14 protein-coding genes are annotated in these 17,991 nt (G+C 48.2%); 6 read left to right on the top strand and 8 right to left on the bottom strand.

Annotated features, from left to right (window positions below):
* Positions 1–18: 18 nt before the first annotated feature.
* The 4 genes from ICL07_RS18915 to ICL07_RS18930 form a co-directional block, all read right to left on the bottom strand.
* Entirely contained in the window at positions 19–705 is a 687-nt protein-coding gene (locus tag ICL07_RS18915; protein WP_188089581.1) for a succinate dehydrogenase cytochrome b subunit, read from the bottom strand.
* 194 nt (positions 706–899) lie between these two features.
* Positions 900–1,463: a hypothetical protein gene (locus ICL07_RS18920; protein ID WP_188089582.1), complete on the bottom strand. Its 564-nt coding sequence runs from the start codon at positions 1,461–1,463 to the stop codon at positions 900–902.
* 32 nt (positions 1,464–1,495) lie between these two features.
* On the bottom strand, positions 1,496–2,314 hold the full coding sequence (gene murQ, locus ICL07_RS18925; protein ID WP_188089583.1) for an N-acetylmuramic acid 6-phosphate etherase: 819 nt from the start codon (positions 2,312–2,314) through the stop codon (positions 1,496–1,498).
* A 22-nt stretch (positions 2,315–2,336) separates the two neighbouring features.
* Complete coding sequence (locus ICL07_RS18930) at positions 2,337–3,188, bottom strand: N-acetylglucosamine kinase (protein ID WP_188089584.1); 852 nt, start codon at positions 3,186–3,188, stop codon at positions 2,337–2,339.
* 208 nt (positions 3,189–3,396) lie between these two features.
* Here ICL07_RS18930 and ICL07_RS18935 point away from each other — a divergent pair, with 208 nt between their 5' ends.
* Entirely contained in the window at positions 3,397–4,998 is a 1,602-nt protein-coding gene (locus ICL07_RS18935; RefSeq protein ID WP_188089585.1) for a S41 family peptidase, read from the top strand.
* 243 nt (positions 4,999–5,241) lie between these two features.
* Here ICL07_RS18935 and ICL07_RS18940 read toward each other — a convergent pair whose 3' ends face one another.
* Positions 5,242–7,365, bottom strand: coding sequence for a carboxy terminal-processing peptidase (locus ICL07_RS18940; protein ID WP_188089586.1), 2,124 nt, complete (start codon positions 7,363–7,365; stop codon positions 5,242–5,244).
* Positions 7,366–7,584: 219 nt separating this feature from the next.
* Positions 7,585–8,808 (bottom strand): PQQ-dependent sugar dehydrogenase, encoded by a 1,224-nt coding sequence (locus ICL07_RS18945; protein ID WP_188089587.1) that lies wholly within the window; start codon positions 8,806–8,808, stop codon positions 7,585–7,587.
* Positions 8,809–8,914: 106 nt separating this feature from the next.
* Here ICL07_RS18945 and ICL07_RS18950 point away from each other — a divergent pair, with 106 nt between their 5' ends.
* Positions 8,915–10,174, top strand: a complete 1,260-nt coding sequence (locus ICL07_RS18950) for an MFS transporter (RefSeq protein WP_188089588.1) — start codon at positions 8,915–8,917, stop codon at positions 10,172–10,174.
* 169 nt (positions 10,175–10,343) lie between these two features.
* Here ICL07_RS18950 and ICL07_RS18955 read toward each other — a convergent pair whose 3' ends face one another.
* Positions 10,344–10,838: a YkgJ family cysteine cluster protein gene (locus ICL07_RS18955; protein WP_188089589.1), complete on the bottom strand. Its 495-nt coding sequence runs from the start codon at positions 10,836–10,838 to the stop codon at positions 10,344–10,346.
* 163 nt (positions 10,839–11,001) lie between these two features.
* Here ICL07_RS18955 and gcvP point away from each other — a divergent pair, with 163 nt between their 5' ends.
* Positions 11,002–13,866 (top strand): aminomethyl-transferring glycine dehydrogenase, encoded by a 2,865-nt coding sequence (gene gcvP, locus ICL07_RS18960; protein ID WP_188089590.1) that lies wholly within the window; start codon positions 11,002–11,004, stop codon positions 13,864–13,866.
* Between the two features lie 63 nt (positions 13,867–13,929).
* Here gcvP and ICL07_RS18965 read toward each other — a convergent pair whose 3' ends face one another.
* Positions 13,930–15,189 carry an alkaline phosphatase family protein gene (locus ICL07_RS18965; RefSeq protein ID WP_223151992.1) on the bottom strand — a complete coding sequence of 420 codons (1,260 nt, stop codon included), beginning with the start codon at positions 15,187–15,189 and terminating at the stop codon, positions 13,930–13,932.
* Between the two features lie 279 nt (positions 15,190–15,468).
* Here ICL07_RS18965 and ICL07_RS18970 point away from each other — a divergent pair, with 279 nt between their 5' ends.
* The 3 genes from ICL07_RS18970 (at position 15,469) to ICL07_RS18980 (ending at position 17,968) form a co-directional block, all read left to right on the top strand.
* The gene (locus ICL07_RS18970; RefSeq protein WP_188089591.1) at positions 15,469–15,981 is read left to right on the top strand and encodes a hypothetical protein; all 513 of its coding nucleotides are present in this window, start codon (positions 15,469–15,471) and stop codon (positions 15,979–15,981) included.
* Between the two features lie 131 nt (positions 15,982–16,112).
* Positions 16,113–17,015: a hypothetical protein gene (locus ICL07_RS18975; protein ID WP_188089592.1), complete on the top strand. Its 903-nt coding sequence runs from the start codon at positions 16,113–16,115 to the stop codon at positions 17,013–17,015.
* Between the two features lie 53 nt (positions 17,016–17,068).
* Positions 17,069–17,968: a hypothetical protein gene (locus tag ICL07_RS18980; RefSeq protein WP_188089593.1), complete on the top strand. Its 900-nt coding sequence runs from the start codon at positions 17,069–17,071 to the stop codon at positions 17,966–17,968.
* Positions 17,969–17,991 lie beyond the last annotated feature (23 nt).

Raw genomic sequence — 17,991 nt, forward strand, 5'->3', positions numbered from 1 at the left:
TATCCTTACTTTACAGAATTATTTTTTTAAATAGATAACAATCGGGATCAGGGCAAAGCCAATTGGGATAAGGATACCGAAGATCCATACGCCCACGAAGTTGATCAAACCGTTGTATTTTTTGTGGTTCAGGCCGAAAGTCTGGAAAGCGCTTTTGAAGCCGTGGATCAGGTGGAAGGACAGGCCTATCATACCGATCACATAGAGGATTACCAGCCACAGGTTCTGGAAAGTTTCGTAGCTCAGGGCATAGAGATCTTTCAGTGGTTCTTCCATACCGGCATAAGTGTGGGTAGGCATTTCAGCATAGTGAAATTTACCCCAGAAATTGGCCAGGTGGATCACAATGAAGATAAAGAGGATGCTTCCCATGATCGCCATCTGGCGGCTGAACCAGGAAGATGTTTGGTTACCCGGGTTCACGGCATATTTCACCGGACGGGCAGCTCTGTTGGAGAAGGTGAGTTTGAGCGCAATGATGGCGTGGATGAGGATCACCACTTTTAACCCCCAGGCGATAAACTGAATCAGGCTGTTGTGCCCCATGAACTGGGCATACGCGTTAAAGGCCTTGCCTTCGTCGTTATACAACAGCTGGAAGTTCCCTGCCAGGTGCACAATAACAAAACTGCAAAGAAACAAGCCGGTAGCACCTACCAATAACTTCTTACCGATAGATGTATTAAAAAACTGTGACCACTTCATAAGTAAAATTCTAAGCTTCCTTTGTATAAAAGTTGATTGAAATGTCGGGCAAATTTAGCGCAGGAAAAATAAAAACCAAATGATATTTATCAGGTTTTGAAATGCATAATCAGAATATATTATATATAATTCAAATGAAAATCAACAGATTTTTGTATATTATCTTTCATTTCATACTGAAAATATAATACAAATTATTCCAATCGTTTTAGCATGATATTGTCTATCATATTATACAAATGCAATGGTTGATATGTTCGCCATTTATCATCTTCCAGCAGGTGAATGTAATGATGCAGGCGTGCTCTTTCGAACTCCTGCCTGGTTTGCTCAGGCATATTGAGGGCTACGATCCATCCGCCTTCATCTTTGATATCGTCCCACCATTCTTCATAATAACAATCATCGGAAGAGTGGAAGTTCATCACATTTTCAGCGATCAGGATAAACTTGTAGATCCCTTCTGCAATGAGCACATCGATGATTTCCCGTTTGAGGGTCATGATATCGTTATCGATGGCATCGTTCCATTCTCCCAGCAGTTCGATGATAGCGAAATTGTACTGGTAATCGGCGAAGAGGATTTTCAGGTACAGGTTGCGGGACCCAAAGTCGTCCCATTGCGGATGAACATAATAGTTGTAAACCGTATTGGAGAATTCAAACTCGCTGTATTCCCTTCCATAGAAAGGCGACAGCTCGTCTTCTTCGGCGGCGTACAGATGTCTCCAGTTATAATATGGTTCAATAGTATGCATGCGTAGTTTCCGGCTACAAATGTCAGATTTAATCAGGCTTTGGCAAAATCGTCCACCGCCTTTTTCACGCTGCCTGCTTTCAGCAGCAGTTGCTGGGCCTGTTCATAATCGGTAATAGACAGCTTCTCCATCAGCATTTTCACACCTCTGTCCACCAGCTTTTCATTGCTCAGCTGCATGTTTACCATTTTGTTATCTTCTACCCTGCCCAGCTGTATCATCACGGCAGTGGACACCATATTCAGCACCAGTTTCTGTGCGGTACCGCTTTTCATGCGGGTGCTGCCGGTCACGAACTCAGGGCCAACCACTACTTCCACGGGAAAGTCGGCGGAGGCGGATACCGGCGATTCCGGGTTACAGCTGATGCTACCGGTAATGATACCGTTGGCGCGGCATTTATCGAGGGCGCCGATCACATAGGGAGTGGTGCCGCTGGCAGCGATACCTACCACTACGTCTTTATCGGTGATATTGAATTCCTGTAAATCTTTCCAGCCTTGTTCACGATCATCTTCGGCGAACTCAACGGCTTTACGGATAGCAGCGTCGCCACCGGCAATGAGACCAATCACCAGCCCCTGTGGTACGCCAAAAGTAGGCGGGCATTCTGAAGCGTCTACGATACCCAGGCGGCCGCTGGTACCGGCGCCGATATAAAACAAACGTCCACCTGCCAGCATTTTGTCTGCTATTGCTGCCACGAGTTTTTCAATCTGTGGGATGGATTTTTCCACGGCCACGGGAACTGACCTGTCTTCCTTATTGATGTTGGTCAATAACTCCGTCAGGCTCATCTTTTCGAGGTGACGATAATTTGAAGTCTGTTCAGTTACTTTTTCAAATGCCATATATGTGCTGTTGTAGAATTGATTAACGATGGTGATAGTCAATAAGTCCTTCCATAGGAGTGCGCAGGATTTTGCCGATAGGCAGTTCATAGAGTTCACACAGTTCTTTCAGGATGTCCTGAAAATGCCAGGCGATACCTCCGGTGAAGTGCAGTGCGGTTGTCCAGCTCTCCCGGTACTTATAGAGATGGTTGAAGAAAAAATCATTCAGGCCGTCTTCCAGGATATTTTCCACCAGGAAGTGCCCCCTGTTTTCAGACAGGAACGTGGAAAACGTGGATAGATAACGATTGGCCAGTGGTTTACGGTATACGTTTTCGAGGATTTCGTCCTTATTGGTATTGTATTTCATGTCGAAGCGCATCATCAGCTCCTCATCGAAGGAGTTGTACAGATAGTACTGCAGCACTTTTCTGCCCAGATAAGCGCCACTGCCTTCATCGCCCAGGATATACCCCAGGCCGGGGTTATTTTTGATGATGTTTTCGCCATCGAAATAGCAGGAGTTGGAACCGGTGCCCAGGATACTGGCGATACCAGGTGTACGGCCGCACAGGGCACGGGCGGCTCCCATCAGGTCGTGATTCACATCTACAGCGGCAGCCGGCCATACCGCCCGGAGGCAGTTTGTTACCAGTTGGATGTTCTTTTGCTGGGAAAGACCGGTGCCATAAAAATATATCTCATCAATCACCGTACCTGCCGGCATCTGTGGGATCAGCTCCACTTCCAGGATCCGGCGGACATCTTCTGCCGTTTGAAAATAGGGGCTTACGCCCTGGGTATTGTAAATCCCCGGCTCGTGGTCTCCCAACAAGGCCCACTCCGTCTTTGTAGATCCGCTGTCAGCGATCAGCTTTGTTCTTGCAGCCATCCTGTAATTTATGAAATTAAAGAATCATAAGCGTTTGCTCCTGATTTATGCTATTTTTGTCACAATTTAAACAAAAGGGTTTCATAAAAACAAATGCCACCCCTGAGTTTAAGCTATGATAATGCATGCGCGCAGCAGATTTCTATCCACCTGCGGCTTATATTACATGGTTAGATTGGTCATAAATTAGCGGGATAATCATCAAATTATGTCAAACAGGAAGCTGAATGTTTTTTTACCTCTTCTATTCGCGGTAGTACTGGCCATCGGAATGTTCCTCGGCCACAAAATGCCGGGATCCAACACCGGCGGAACCACAGTCTTTTTCACCAAACCCTCCCGGGGACCATTACAGGAAGTGATGGATCTCATCAGAACAAAATATGTAGATACACTGGATGCCGATAAAGTACAACAGGAAGCCATCGATGGTTTACTGAGCCACCTCGACCCTCACTCTATTTATATCCCCCCATCCCAGCTGCAACAGGTAAATGAAGACCTGGAAGGTAATTTTCAGGGAATAGGGGTGGAGTTTAATATTACCGCGGATACGGTGAACGTGATCTCCGTCCTCAGCGGCGGCCCGTCTGAATCAGCCGGCGTACAAACCGGTGATAAAATCCTCAAGGTCAATGACAGCCTGGTTGCCGGTAATGGCATCACTCCTGATAAAATCCGTAAACTGCTGCGCGGCCCTGCCGGTTCTCTTGTCAACACGGTTTTGTTACGTCAGCAGAAACAAATCCAGGTACCTATTAAAAGAGGCGTCATTCCCATCTACAGTATAGATGCCAGCTATATGGCCGCACCCGGAGTAGGTTATATCAAGATCAACAAGTTCTCTGCCACTACCTTCGACGAGTTCATGAAAGCCATGCGTAAGCTGGACCAGCAAGGCATGAAAAAACTGATCATCGATGTACGCCAGAACCCCGGCGGATTTATGGACGCCGCTGTTCGCATTGCGGATGAACTGCTGGGCGACGATAAACTGATCGTATATACCAAAGGGAAAGACTATCCCCGTACCGACTATAAAACCAAACGTCCGGGTATGTTTGAAAGAGGCGCCCTGGCCGTTCTCACCGACGAAGGCTCCGCTTCCGCCAGCGAAATACTGGCCGGCGCTATCCAGGACTGGGACCGTGGTACCATTATCGGCCGCCGTACCTTCGGCAAAGGCCTGGTACAGGAACAATATGACCTGGACAATGGCGGCGCCCTCCGCCTGACTGTAGCCCGCTACTACATCCCTTCCGGCAGAAGTATCCAGAAGCCTTACGGCGATGGCACTTCCTATGATGATGATATCCTCGAACGTTATCACCACGGTGAACTGGTTAATAAAGACAGTATTAAAATCACCGATACCGTTCCTTATAAAACAGCCTCCGGACGCCGCGTATACGGTGGCGGCGGTATCACGCCCGATATCTTCGTGCCGTTTGATACCTCCCGCTACTCTCCGACTCTAACGGCCATCTATACACGTAATACACTCAGCAATTTCGCTTACCAGTATTACACCAGCAATAAGGAAGCCTTTAAACAATATAAAGACGCAGAAAATTTCACCAAAACCTTCCAAACCAGTCCTGCCCTGTTTGAAGAATTCAAAACATATGCGCAGAAAGACAGCATCCCTGGCTTGCAACACCTGACCAGCCGCGACGATCTCGAAATCAAAACCCGGCTGAAAGCGATGCTGGCCCGCCAGCTGTATCGCACAGAAGGGTTCTATGAAACGATTAATACCACAGATCCGGTAATGAAGAAAGCGCTGGAGCAGCTTGGTACTGAGAAATAACGTTGGTATCCATGAAGCCCTGGGCTAAGATGTTATTCAATTGCCATTCTATGATGGATACTGTGAATTAAGAATGATTTATTACATATCATCAATATAATAAAAAGAGCATCGCCCATTGATATGATATCAATGGGCGATGCTCTTTTATGTTTTCTCTTTTTATGCTTTTTATGATCTGCTTTTAGCTACCTACCAATCTTCGCTAATCAGCGAAATCAGCATTCATCATGTACATCACAGTTATCGGTTCGGTTTGCGTTCCATCTTCGGTAGTGACATTACAATCAGATCATTCATCACGTTCACGGCTTCGTCGAGGTAGATATCTTTGGTTCTTACCTTGATCCAGTCTTTATTACGCGCGATTTTGGATGAGTCGTTACCGAGTTTTTCCATATCTGATTTGATGTTAACGATACTCAGTTCTTTCACTTTATCGTTTACGGCATCATATTTTTTCAGTGCGGCGGTATTGGTTTTCTGTTCAGCCTTGTAGGTTTGCAGGTTCAGTGAATAACTTTCCTGTTTTTCGAGTTTCTTCAAGGTGTTCAGATTTTCGGTGAGCAGTTTGAAAGCAGGGCTGCCGGCCATTCTTTTCTCACTGTTTCTTTTCAGCGCTTCGGTAGGTACCGGGTTGACCCAGGGAGTAAAGGCAGCGCGGGGGATTTCGTCCCAGGCGAGTGCATCGCTGTCTTTACGTTCGGCCACATCATAATAAGGATCTGGCAGTACCACATCGGAGGCTACGCCTTTCAGCTGGGTAGAGCCGCCGTTAGCGCGATAGAATTTCTGTTGGGTCAGTTTCAGGGCGCCGAGGCTGCTACCATCTTTCACCGGATAGAACTCATCCAGGTTGAAGAGGCGTTGTACGGTACCTTTCCCGAAGGTCTGGCCACTACCGATGATTACGGCGCGTTTATAGTCCTGCATGGCAGCGGCCATGATTTCAGATGCGGAAGCACTGTATTCATTGACCATAATAGCCAGCGGGCCGTCGTATTGCACATTTTTGTCGCGGTCGCGGAGTACCACTGCATCACCGCCTCTGGAGCGAACCTGTACTACAGGGCCTTCCGGAATGAACAGGCCGGCCATCTGTACTACGTCCTGCAAGGAACCGCCGCCATTAAAGCGGAGGTCGAGGATAATACCTTCTACTTTTTCCGCTTTCAGTTTAGCGACTTCTTTAGCCACATCTTCAGCGCTGCGGGCGCCGTTGCGGTCGTTGAAGTCGGCATAGAATTCCGGCAGGTAGATATAGCCGATTTTATGCTGGCCGTTGATGATAGCAGATTTAGCAAACGTTTCTTCCGTTACGATTTCGTCGCGGACGATAGTGACATCTTTGGTAGTACCATCTACACTTTTCACCGTCAGTTTCACCGGGGTACCTTTTTTACCACGGATCAGTTTCACCGCGTCTTCTACCGGGTAACCGGTGATGTCTACCGGTTCAGTGTTGCCCTGTGCTACTTTCTGGATTACATCATTAACTTTCAGCTGGCCTTGTTTCCAGCTGGGGCTACCGGTTACGATGCTGATAACTTTGATACGGTCGCCTTCTTCCTTCAGCTGGGCGCCGATACCGAAGAATTTACCGGCCATCTGTTCTTCGAAGGCGCGTTTTTCATCCGGCGGGAAGTAGTCGGTATGCGGGTCCATCGTGGTGGTGATGGCGTTTACATATAAGTTGAAACGGTCGTTATCGTTTTGTCTGGTTTTCAGGCGGTCGAAATAGCGGTCGTACAGCTGTTTTACCTTCAAACGGGCGTCGCTCTCCAGCTGGGCGTCAGTTTTGGATTTAATGCTGTCGGTGGCTTTGGCCTTGTCTCTCAGCTCCTGGAGATCGGTCAGTTTTTCGAGGGTGCGATATTTCAGCACTTTGCGCCAGGCTTCCTTACGGGCGGCTTCGTCAGCGGGAAAATCCAGCTTCTCGGGGTCGATCGTCACTTTTTCGTCCACGGTAAAGTCGAACGGTTTGGAGAGGAGTTCGGGATAGATGTTGGCCGCTTCCGCCACCCTTTGTTTGATAAGGGTATTGACATTACGGAAACATTCTACCGGTGCGCCTTTCAGTTCATCATCGATATGGGTGGCCAGGGGTTCCAGACGGTTAATATCGGATTTGAGGAAAAATTTCTTTTCCACATCCAGGCTACGCACATATTTATTGAAAACTTCTTTGGAGAAGGCGTCGTCTATGGGTTTGGGTTGGTAGTGTCCTTCCTTCAGCATCTGGCCCACCAGGTTCATGATGACTTCATAACGGCCCGGGGGATCGTCTGTATGGCCGAGCTTGTTAAAAGCCAACACTCCAGCGGATATGCTGAGCAGCACAACCGGGATAATCACTTTCAGTCTCATATGTATCTCTATTAACGTAAACGTTGTCTGATCAAATATAAAATAAAATCGCCCGTTGCTACGGGAAATTATTTCCTTTTAACAAAAAATTGGGCCAAACGGTCAAGCGGAAGGATTTCCCGCAAAGGCGCTACCTTTTTTGGCTTTTTTTTAAGGAAATGTAAGAACGCAAAGGAGCGAAGATCACATGATAAGATTTTGTTTACTACGGGAAACTTTCTAGTTCTTCACCAGCTTGTATACCGCTCCTTTGAAGCCATCTTTGGTGGACATACTGGTCAACATATAAATTTCACCTTGTTCATCTTCTCCCCAGCTGAGAATGAACGGGTTATCGGCCGGACGGTTGGACAGCTCCAGGTCGGCCCGTTCCCATTTACTGCCGTTGGGTATCAGTACAAAGGCTTTACCGTTATAGTCTCCGAAAACATACGCACCTTTCAGCGAAGGGATGGCGCTGCCCCGGTAAACATAACCGCCGGTGATGCTAATGCCCAGATCGTGGTCGTATTCGTGTATCGGCGGGGTCAGTTTGTTGCGGTCGGCCCCGGCAGGCACATTAAATTCGTGGTATCCTTCCATGATGCGCCAGCCGTAGTTGCCGCCCCTGGTGATGATGTCCACTTCCTCGTATTTAGCCTGCCCTACATCACCGGCAAACAGTTTACCGGTAGCTTTATCAAAAGAAAAACGCCAGGGATTACGCAGGCCATAAGCCCATATTTCCGGTTTGGCGCCGGCTGTTTTCACAAACGGGTTGTCGGCCGGTACTTTATACGGTGTACCATTCACGTCTATACGAAGTATTTTCCCCAGCACAGTGCCCAGGTCCTGAGCATTGCCGATAGTGCCGTGTTTGTCGCCACCGCCGCCGCCATCGCCCAAACCGACGTACAGGTAACCATCGCGGCCAAAAACCAGCTGGCCGCCGTTATGATTGGATTCCGGCTGGTCTATTTCCATGAGTATTCTTTTGGAAGCAGGGTCGGCAACATTGGGGTCTGTAGCAGAGGCGGTAAATTCCACCAACCTGCTTTTATGGTCCAGTACCCGTTTTACAGGGTTCGGTACCGGTGAACTGTAATACACGTAGAACTTGCGGTTCTTTTTGAAATCCGGGTGGAAAGCCATACCCAGCAGCCCTCTTTCATCATAGGCCGGGTTTACCTTCACCATGTCGGCGCTTACATCCAGAAAAGGTTGGGACAGTTGATTTCCCTTCTTATCCACAATCCATACTTTTCCTTCTTTCTGACAGAAAAATAACCGGCCGGTGCCATCGTGCGGCACAGCCATGTTCACAGGGGAAATAAATTTGTCTGTTACCAGTTGCAGTCTGGCTTTTCTGGCAGGAGGCGCTGGTTTATCCGGTTCGCCAGCCAGGACAGCCTGGGTAAATAAGAGTGGGAGAAGCATTCCACATAACAACCCTTGTTTTTTCATATCGTACAGAATTTTGCGGACTAAAAATAACAGATTCTCCGGGCTGTACTGATGACTTTTTGCTTTTTCCCTCCTGCTTTTTACCTTAGCATCAAATTACACCCGATTGGACACAACGGCCTCTACACCCAGAAACGACCCATACGCTTCGCTACGCTACAAGGAGTTTAACTATTACCTGGTCATCCGCTTTGCATTGGTATTTGCGCTGGCCATGCAGTTTGCCATCATCGAATGGAAAGTATATGCCTTGTCTCACGATCCCTTTTCTCTGGGAGTGATTGGTTTATCGGAAGTGATCCCTGCGGTAACCCTGGCCCCTTTTGCAGGGCATCTGGTGGATAAGCGGGAAAAACGGGGCATGTTGCTCAAATGTGTGATCGCCTATATTTTTATCAGCACCGGTCTTTTTCTATTGACCTGGGACCAAGCCGTAGCTGGTTTTTCCACACAATGGGTGTTGATATCGATTTATATCCTGGTATTTATCGGCGGTGTGGTACGTTCTTTTGTCAGTCCCTCGAATTTTTCCCTGATGGCGTTGCTGGTACCCCGCGCCTTATATGCCAACGCCTCCACCTGGAGTAGTTCTGCCTGGCAGATTGGCGGCGTACTGGGACCTGCATTGGGCGGCCTATGTATCTACTGGTTCGGTGTACATTGGTCGATGTTGCTGGTAGTAGGCGTTTTCCTGGCGCCGTTGTACAGCCTGATCAATATCAAACCCAAGCCTATCTACTACAAAGAAAAAGGGGAGTCTTTCTTCCAGGGGCTTACCAGCGGGATGCGTTTTGTATGGAACACCAAGGTGGTATTAGGTGCGATGGCACTTGATATGTTTGCCGTATTATTTGGGGGCGCAGTAGCGATGTTACCGGCTTTTGCCACCGATGTGCTGCATGCAGGCTCTTTAGGTTATGGGCTGTTACGTTCTGCGCCGGCCGTAGGAGCGTTGATTACCATGTTCATCATTGCACACCGCCCACTGGTTAATAAACCGGGTATCAAACTACTGGCAGCAGTATTCGGCTTTGGGCTGTGTATCATTGTCTTCGGTCTGTCTACCAGTTTTTATCTCTCTATGGCGGCGTTGTTATTGAGTGGGGCACTGGATGGCATCAGCGTTATTATCCGTCAAACCATCCTCCAGCTAAAAACACCCGACGAAATGCGGGGGCGTGTGGCTTCCGTGAGTTCTATGTTTGTAGGTTCATCCAATGAGCTGGGCGCCTTTGAAAGCGGTTTTATGGCGCGCAAACTGGGCCTTGTCACCTCCGTGGTATTTGGCGGTTGTGTGACACTGGGCGTCGTGGTAACCACTTACATAATCAGTCCGGCGATGCGTAAGCTGGACCTGAAACCGTAGATATTTACGGATTTTGGGATTTTGGGATTTCGGGATTTCGGGGATGATAAACCCGAAGATCGTAAATCCGTAAATCTCAAAAACCGTAAATCTCAAAAACCGTAAATATTCAACATGGTCTTCGGGTTCATCATCCCCGAAATCCGTAAATCCGTAAATCCAGAAATCTCTAAATCTTCAGTTTATCCTTCAACTTTTCCAGTACGTAAAATACAGCAGGACAAACGGTGCTGTTTTCGTAGGTGATGTTCGGGCGTTTGAAGAAGTCGTAGCTATCCGTATAGGGGTAGTTGGCGCAGTCGCCGGGGCGCACATCATAGATACTGCAGCCGTTGTCTTCGCCCAGGAAGGGGCATGGGCTTGACTTCACCACATAATCCTCATCTTTATCTATTCGCAGGTAGGTGTCAATGAAAGCGCCTTCTTTCATGCCCAGGTATTTGGAGATCCTTTTAATATCCGGGGCTTTGAAGCGGGGGCTGATAGATTTGCAGCAGCGGGCGCAGTCCATGCAGTCGATATGGCTGAATGCTTCGTCGTGGAGGTCCGGCAGCAGTTTCTCCACCCCTTTACCACGGCGGGTCTGCAATTTCTGCAGAAATTGTTTATTGGCCTTTTGTTTGTCTTTGGCCTTCTGTTCCCAGTCTTCTAAAATCTTGTTCATTGCCGCAAAGATAAGTAAATACCCGGTGGACAAAGTCATGACAGAAGCAGTGGAAACAATCGCTTCATTTATCACTGTTTTCCCTCTCCCCGGCCCGTTGTTTGGCGGTTGCTTAAAATCTGCATAGCTTTGCGCATTCTATTACAAACTACCTGCTTACATCATGAATCTTTTTGATATTCAACAAATTGAATTCGTGCACCGTCACATTGGTCCGAATGAAGCTGAGAAGAACCAGATGCTGGAGACAATTGGTACCGCCAACCTGGATGAGCTGATTAACAAAACTGTTCCCGGCGCCATCCGCATGCAGCACCCTCTGGCCGTTCCGGCAGCGATGAGCGAAAGCGACTACCTACGCCATCTGAAAGACATTTCCCTGAAGAACAAGGTAATGCGTAATTACATTGGTCAGGGTTACTTTGACACGATCACCCCGAGTGTGATCCTGCGCAATGTATTCGAGAACCCGGGATGGTACACCCAGTACACGCCGTATCAGGCAGAAATTTCACAGGGAAGACTGGAAAGCCTGTTGAACTACCAGACGATGGTAAGCGACCTGACAGGTTTACCGATTGCCAACGCGTCGCTGCTGGATGAAGCCACGGCTGCCGCGGAAGCGATGACCATGTTCTTTAACGCCCTCAACAAAGACCACGACCACGTAACCAGGCCTAAGTTTTTTGTAGACGTCAACGTTTATCCCCAGACACTGGATGTTATCCAGACCCGTGCCACTCCCCTGCACATCGAAGTAGTAACCGGCGACTATAAAACCGCCCAACTCGACGCTTCTTACTTTGGCGCCCTGATTCAGTACCCCAACAATGTGGGTGCCGTTGAAGACTACCAGGAGTTTATCCAGCGTGTACATGCTGCAGATGCGTTCGTAGGCGTAGCCACTGATCTGCTGGCACTGACCCTGCTGACCTCTCCGGGTGAGCTGGGTGCTGACGCTGCTTTCGGTTCTGCACAGCGTTTCGGCGTTCCCCTGGGCTTTGGTGGCCCTCACGCCGCATTCTTCTCTGTGAAAGACGACTTCAAACGTTCTATTCCCGGCCGTATCATTGGTGTGAGCATCGACGCACAAGGCCAGCGTGCCCTGCGCATGGCGCTGCAAACCCGTGAACAGCACATCAAACGTGAAAAAGCAACTTCCAATATCTGTACAGCTCAGGCCCTGCTGGCCAATATGGCTGCCATGTACGCTGTGTACCATGGCCCTGCGGGACTGAAGAACATCGCTACCCGTGTAGCCCTGCTCACCGCTGCGCTGGCAGAAAAATTACAGGCTAAAGGTTTGAAACTGGCTGCTACTTCTTTCTTCGATACCATCGTAGTAGAAGGCGCCGCCCATGTGAAAGCGGCTGCTGAAGCAGCGGGCATCAACCTGCGTTATTTCGCCAATGGCCAGGTAGGCATCTCTCTCGATGAAACCGCCACTATTGGTGACGTAAACGATCTGCTGGCAGTATTTGGCGCCGGCAGCATTGATGCAGCCAGTGTTTCCAACGGTAAAGCAGCTGTTCCTGCTTCGCTGGAACGTACTTCCGCTTACCTGGAGCATCCGGTGTTCAATAGCCATCACAGTGAATCGCTGATGATGCGTTACCTGAAAATGCTGGAGAACAAAGATCTTTCTCTCAACACCTCTATGATCTCTCTCGGTTCCTGCACCATGAAACTGAATGCAGCTTCCGAAATGATTCCGCTGAGCTGGGCTCACTGGAGTAAGATGCACCCATTTGCTCCCAAAGAGCAGGCAGGTGGTTATCTGCAGATGACTTCCGAGCTGGGCGAATACCTCAGCCAGATCACCGGTTTCGACGCCTGCAGCCTGCAACCTAACAGCGGCGCCCAGGGCGAATATGCTGGTCTGCTGGTGATCCGTCAGTTCCACGAAAGCAGAGGCGAAGGACACCGTAACATCATGCTGATCCCTATCAGTGCGCACGGTACCAACCCTGCTTCCGCAGTAATGGCTGGCTTCAAGGTAGTAGTCGTAAAAGCGCTGGAAAACGGTTATATCGACGTAAACGACCTGAAAGCCAAAGCTGAATTACATGCGAAAGACCTCGCCGGTATCATGATCACTTACCCGTCTACCTACGGTGTATATGAAGAATCAGTAAAAGATATCTGTGCTACTATCCACGAACATGGTGGTCAGGTATATATGGACGGCGCGAATATGAACGCCCAGGTAGGTTTAACGGCTCCCGGTCTCATCGGGGCAGACGTATGCCACCTGAACCTGCACAAAACCTTCGCTATCCCTCACGGTGGCGGCGGTCCCGGTATGGGCCCGATCTGTGTAGCCAAGCACCTGGCGCCTTTCCTGCCAGGTCATGTGGAAACCAACAACGGTAAAGTATCTCATGCCGTATCTGCAGCACCATTCGGTTCTGCCAGCATCCTGCTCATCTCCTATGCTTATATCCGCATGCTGGGTAACGCAGGTCTGAAAAATGCTTCGGAATACGCTATCCTGAATGCCAACTATATGAAGGCAAGACTGGAAAAAGCATACGATATCCTCTACACCGGTGTTAACGGCACCTGCGCGCACGAATTCATCGTAGACCTCCGTCCGTTTAAAGCAACTGCCGGTATTGAAGCCGAAGATGTGGCCAAACGCCTGATGGACTACGGCTTCCACGCTCCTACCATGAGCTTCCCGGTACCGGGCACCATCATGATTGAGCCTACCGAAAGTGAAGACAAAGGTGAACTGGATCGCTTCTGCGATGCCCTGCTGGCTATCCGTGAAGAAATCCGCGCAGTAGAAAATGGTAGCGCAGACAAACAAAACAACGTACTCAAAAATGCACCGCATACCCAGTTCGTGATCACTGCTGATGAATGGAACCGTCCTTACGGCCGTCAACAGGCAGCTTACCCGCTGGAATACGTGAAAGCCAACAAATTCTGGCCTTCCGTAAGCCGTGTGAATAATACTCACGGCGACAGAAACCTGATCTGCACCTGCGAACCCGTAAGTGCTTATGAGGAATCCGTTGCATAAAAGACTTATCTGCATAAAAAAAGCTGCTCCGTCGGGAGCAGCTTTTTTTATGCCTGTATGTTTCTATTGCTGATTGAGTATGGGTTCCAGCACTTCTATTTTGCCATCTATCGGTTGGGTGATATCCAGACCGAGAATACGGGCAACTAACGGATATACATGCACGTTTTCAAAAGTAGCGATGCGTGTATTGGCTTTGAAAGCGGGCCCCCAGGCCATGAAGGTCGCATTCATTTCTGTGAGGTTGTTATCAAAACCATGATGACCGGGATGCATTTTTTTATTGGCCTCTTCGAAAGCGTAGTTCGCTTCTGCCACTACCACAATATCCCCGATACGGTTATAAATATCTTCCTGGCCGTAGTGCCATCTTTCCGGTGTCTCCTTTTTCAGGTACACTGTAAAGTGATTTTCGTGTTGTTTGAGGAAATCGTATGCCGCTTTTATCTCCGCTTCATTATTGCTATAGAGCATTATTTTTTCATTGCCCGGCACTTTACGCAGTGGCTGTAACACCGGGCTGTCGGGCAGTGACAGGGTACGTTCCGTATCCACCTTCAGCATACCGTGGTCTGAAACGACGATAAAGTTGACCGGCAGGTTCAGTTTATTCACTGCCGCCTGCATGCGGCCGATGGCAGCATCCACGAACTGCACCGCACTTCTTACACTGTCGCTTTCAGGGCCGTAGCGATGGCCCATATGGTCTACTTCCGGGAAATAGAACGTAATGAGGTGAGGCCGTTGTTCTACCGGGAGCTGCAGCCAGTTTACTACCTGTTGAATACGCTGATCGATACCTGTTTTCTCCTGGTATTTGAAGTAATAGGAAGGGCGGATATTTTGTATCGCGCTTTCAGAGCCCACCCAGAAATAGCTGGCGCTTACCATCTGTTGTTTTTCCGCCAGTACCCATAATGGCACACCGTTGTACCAGGTGCCATCTTCCACAGCATCGCGGTTATGCACTTTATAAACAGCGTCACGTTTACGGTCGTAGAACGTGTTATCTACCAGGCCATGGTGGGCAGGGTACATACCCGTAGCCAGTGTATAGTGGTTTGGGAAAGTAAGCGTAGGGAAAGATGGTTGCATAGCCGTAGCCCTAACGCCTTCACCGGAGAGGCGGAGCAGGTTTTGTGCATGGTATTTTTCTGCGTAATCATAACGGAAACCGTCGATGGAGATCATGATCACATAAGGTTTTGTTTGCTGGGAGGCGCTGTTTTTCCGACCTTCCACCACCTGTTGAGCCGTATCCTGTGCATACACGCTGTGGATGCTGAGGAGTGCTGCTGCCAATAAGATGAGAATCCGCTTCACTATCGTTGTTTTAGTTTATTGATCTTGTTGTTTGATGGGGAATAAATAAAGGATGGGCTAAAAACGCGCAAATTAGAAAACTTATTTCATTTCCGGCGGCGTGTGGAATTATATAAACGTTAATGTAAGATTTATCATATATGATAATATTTTGTCTCAAAAATTATCATCTCGCTAAAATATCAGCAAAATCACAATCATTAATTAAAATATTATATATATAAATTTAATTAATTAATTGTTTATCTATATATTAGCCAACTGAAAAACCATCGAACTATGTCCGACTACACCTTTATTACTACCGAGGAAAACTTTTTACTACAACAAGCACTGAAGCGGAACAAACAGCAGTTAGGGAAATTTGCTTTAATCAGTTTTATTGTGTTGCTGGTAGCGGCCATCATCCCGCAGATTTACCTGTACACACAACACACGAAGGGAGATGCTGACCAATCGCTGTTTTCCTATAAGAACATTTGGTTTTGGGTATGGATGATCTGTTTTCTGGTGGCCCTGGTTTTTGCGTTGATCAAAGTGACTGATATCCGTTACTGGGCATTGAAGAAAGACCTGGTAGCCCTGCAAAAAGCAACGCTGCAGGCGCCCATGGAAGCTGTATACCTGGAGAACAACGATACACAGACCAATATCATGATTATGCTGGAGAACAAGAAAAAACGCCTGTTTTACTGGATGAGAGGAGCCCTCGAAGGGTACCGTGCCGGTCAGGAAGTGGAAATTACCTATGCCCGCTATTCCCGGGTAATTATTTCCATCAACAAAAAATAGCTTTAACCTACATCTAAAACCGGTACGGTGACCAGTTCCATCGTACCGGTATATACTTCAACTTATCTACCTCCCGCTATTAAATATGGCCCTTAATGTTTATCTTAGGATGGCTTCATTCCGCCCCTCGTATGCCATACCTCAGAAAATACGGTTTATTATACCTGCTGGCCACACTGTGGATACTGGCGCCTTCCTGCCAATGTAAAAAAGAACATATTAATCCGCCGGAACCACCGCCGCCACCGCAGGATGTTTACCTGGTCACCTCCATCAGCCTCAATCACGTACCCAAAGACAGTTTCGTATACAACGACCAGCAACAGCTCATCCAACATTGGGACTATAACACCACCTACCGGCAATGGCAGAACTACATCACTTTCGATTATAACGCCGACGGCTATGTGAAAACAGCCCGCTACTATAACGAAAACGACAATACGGAGAAAAGCCTGAGTCAGCAGGACCAGCTCTCCTGGAATACCGGTAAACTGCTCGTCTACACCACCCGCTACCGGGAATTGGGACAGGCCATTTCAGGATACGATACCACCACCCTGCTGGTAAATGCCAATAAACAATTTACCCTCTCCGGTTCGAAAGACACCTTTGTCTTCAACATCGGCATTTACGGCAACATGGTAGCGTTCAAGGAATATGCCTACCAACAGCAGGATGTGGGGCAGTTTACCGCACATAACTACATGAACGTTACCGGTGCTCCCCTGATATTTGAAGAATACCGTTATACCATGACCTACGGGAACCAGCCCAATCCGCTGTATCCCTACCTCAGCAAAAATCCGTTGCTGCTGCAGATCGTCACCGCCGACCTGCAAAACAAATGGAAAGGTTACCCTTACCTCGCCAGCGAACATCTGGTCACCAGTTTCCGGTATGAAGAGGCTAACGGCGACCACGCCACTATTCCCGTTACGTACACACCTTTTGCTTCCTCAGCATATCCACAGGACCAATTGATCGGATCCGATATCATCAGTTACCGGTACCGGGTTATCAAGCACCAATAGTTGCGGGCTAATATGACTATTAATCATTATTTTACAGTTCCTTATTCATCCGCATGTTATACCGGCAACGATATTATTGGCTTTGTCTGTTCGCTGTTCTTTATCTGCTGGCCCCCTCCTGCCAATGCAAAAAAGAACATGTAGCGCCCTCCGGGCCACCACCAGCCCCGGCACCGGATGGTTACCTGGTAACTTCCATTTGTATCAACGGTACGCCCAAAGACAGTTTCGTGTATAACGACCAACAACAACTTATCCAACGCTGGGATTATAACACTACCTACCGGCAATGGCAGAACTATGCCGCTTTCACGTATTACGATGACGGCTATCTGAAAACGGTCCGGTACTATAACGAAAACGACAATACGATCAAAAGCTTGTCCCAACAGGATTTAGTGGCATGGACACCCGGTAAACTGATGATCTATACCACCTATTACCGGAATTTGGGGCAGGAAATATCTGGTTATGATACCAGCTATTTGCTGTTGAATAACAATCGCCAGTTGTCGCTGGTTGGTTATAAAGACACGCTGCCATTCTTTTTTGGCAGAATGATGAGTTACGAGGAGTATACTTACCAGCAACAGGATATTCAGACTTACCATGCAGTCAACTATGTGGAACAAACCAATCTTCCACCCAACACCGAAGCCTACCAATATGATATGACCTATGGCACTCCGCTAAATCCGTTGTACCGCCATCTGTCCAAAAACCCTTTGTTGTGCCGGATGGTTACCGCCGATTTGCAAAACAGCAACTGGAAAGGTTTTCCCTTCCTTGCCAGCGAACACGCTGTAAACAATATCCTGTATGCAACTGCCACGGCTACCGCCACCAATATTCCCGTCACCTATTTCAGACCCGATACCATGCTGTACCCATTAGAACAACGACTCGCCTCCGGCACCACCATCAGTTACCGGTACCGGATCGTGAAACCATAATGCCAACAATCATTGCTCATTTT

The organism is Chitinophaga qingshengii (assembly GCF_014529935.1).
Classification (GTDB): Bacteria; Bacteroidota; Bacteroidia; order Chitinophagales; family Chitinophagaceae; genus Chitinophaga; species Chitinophaga qingshengii.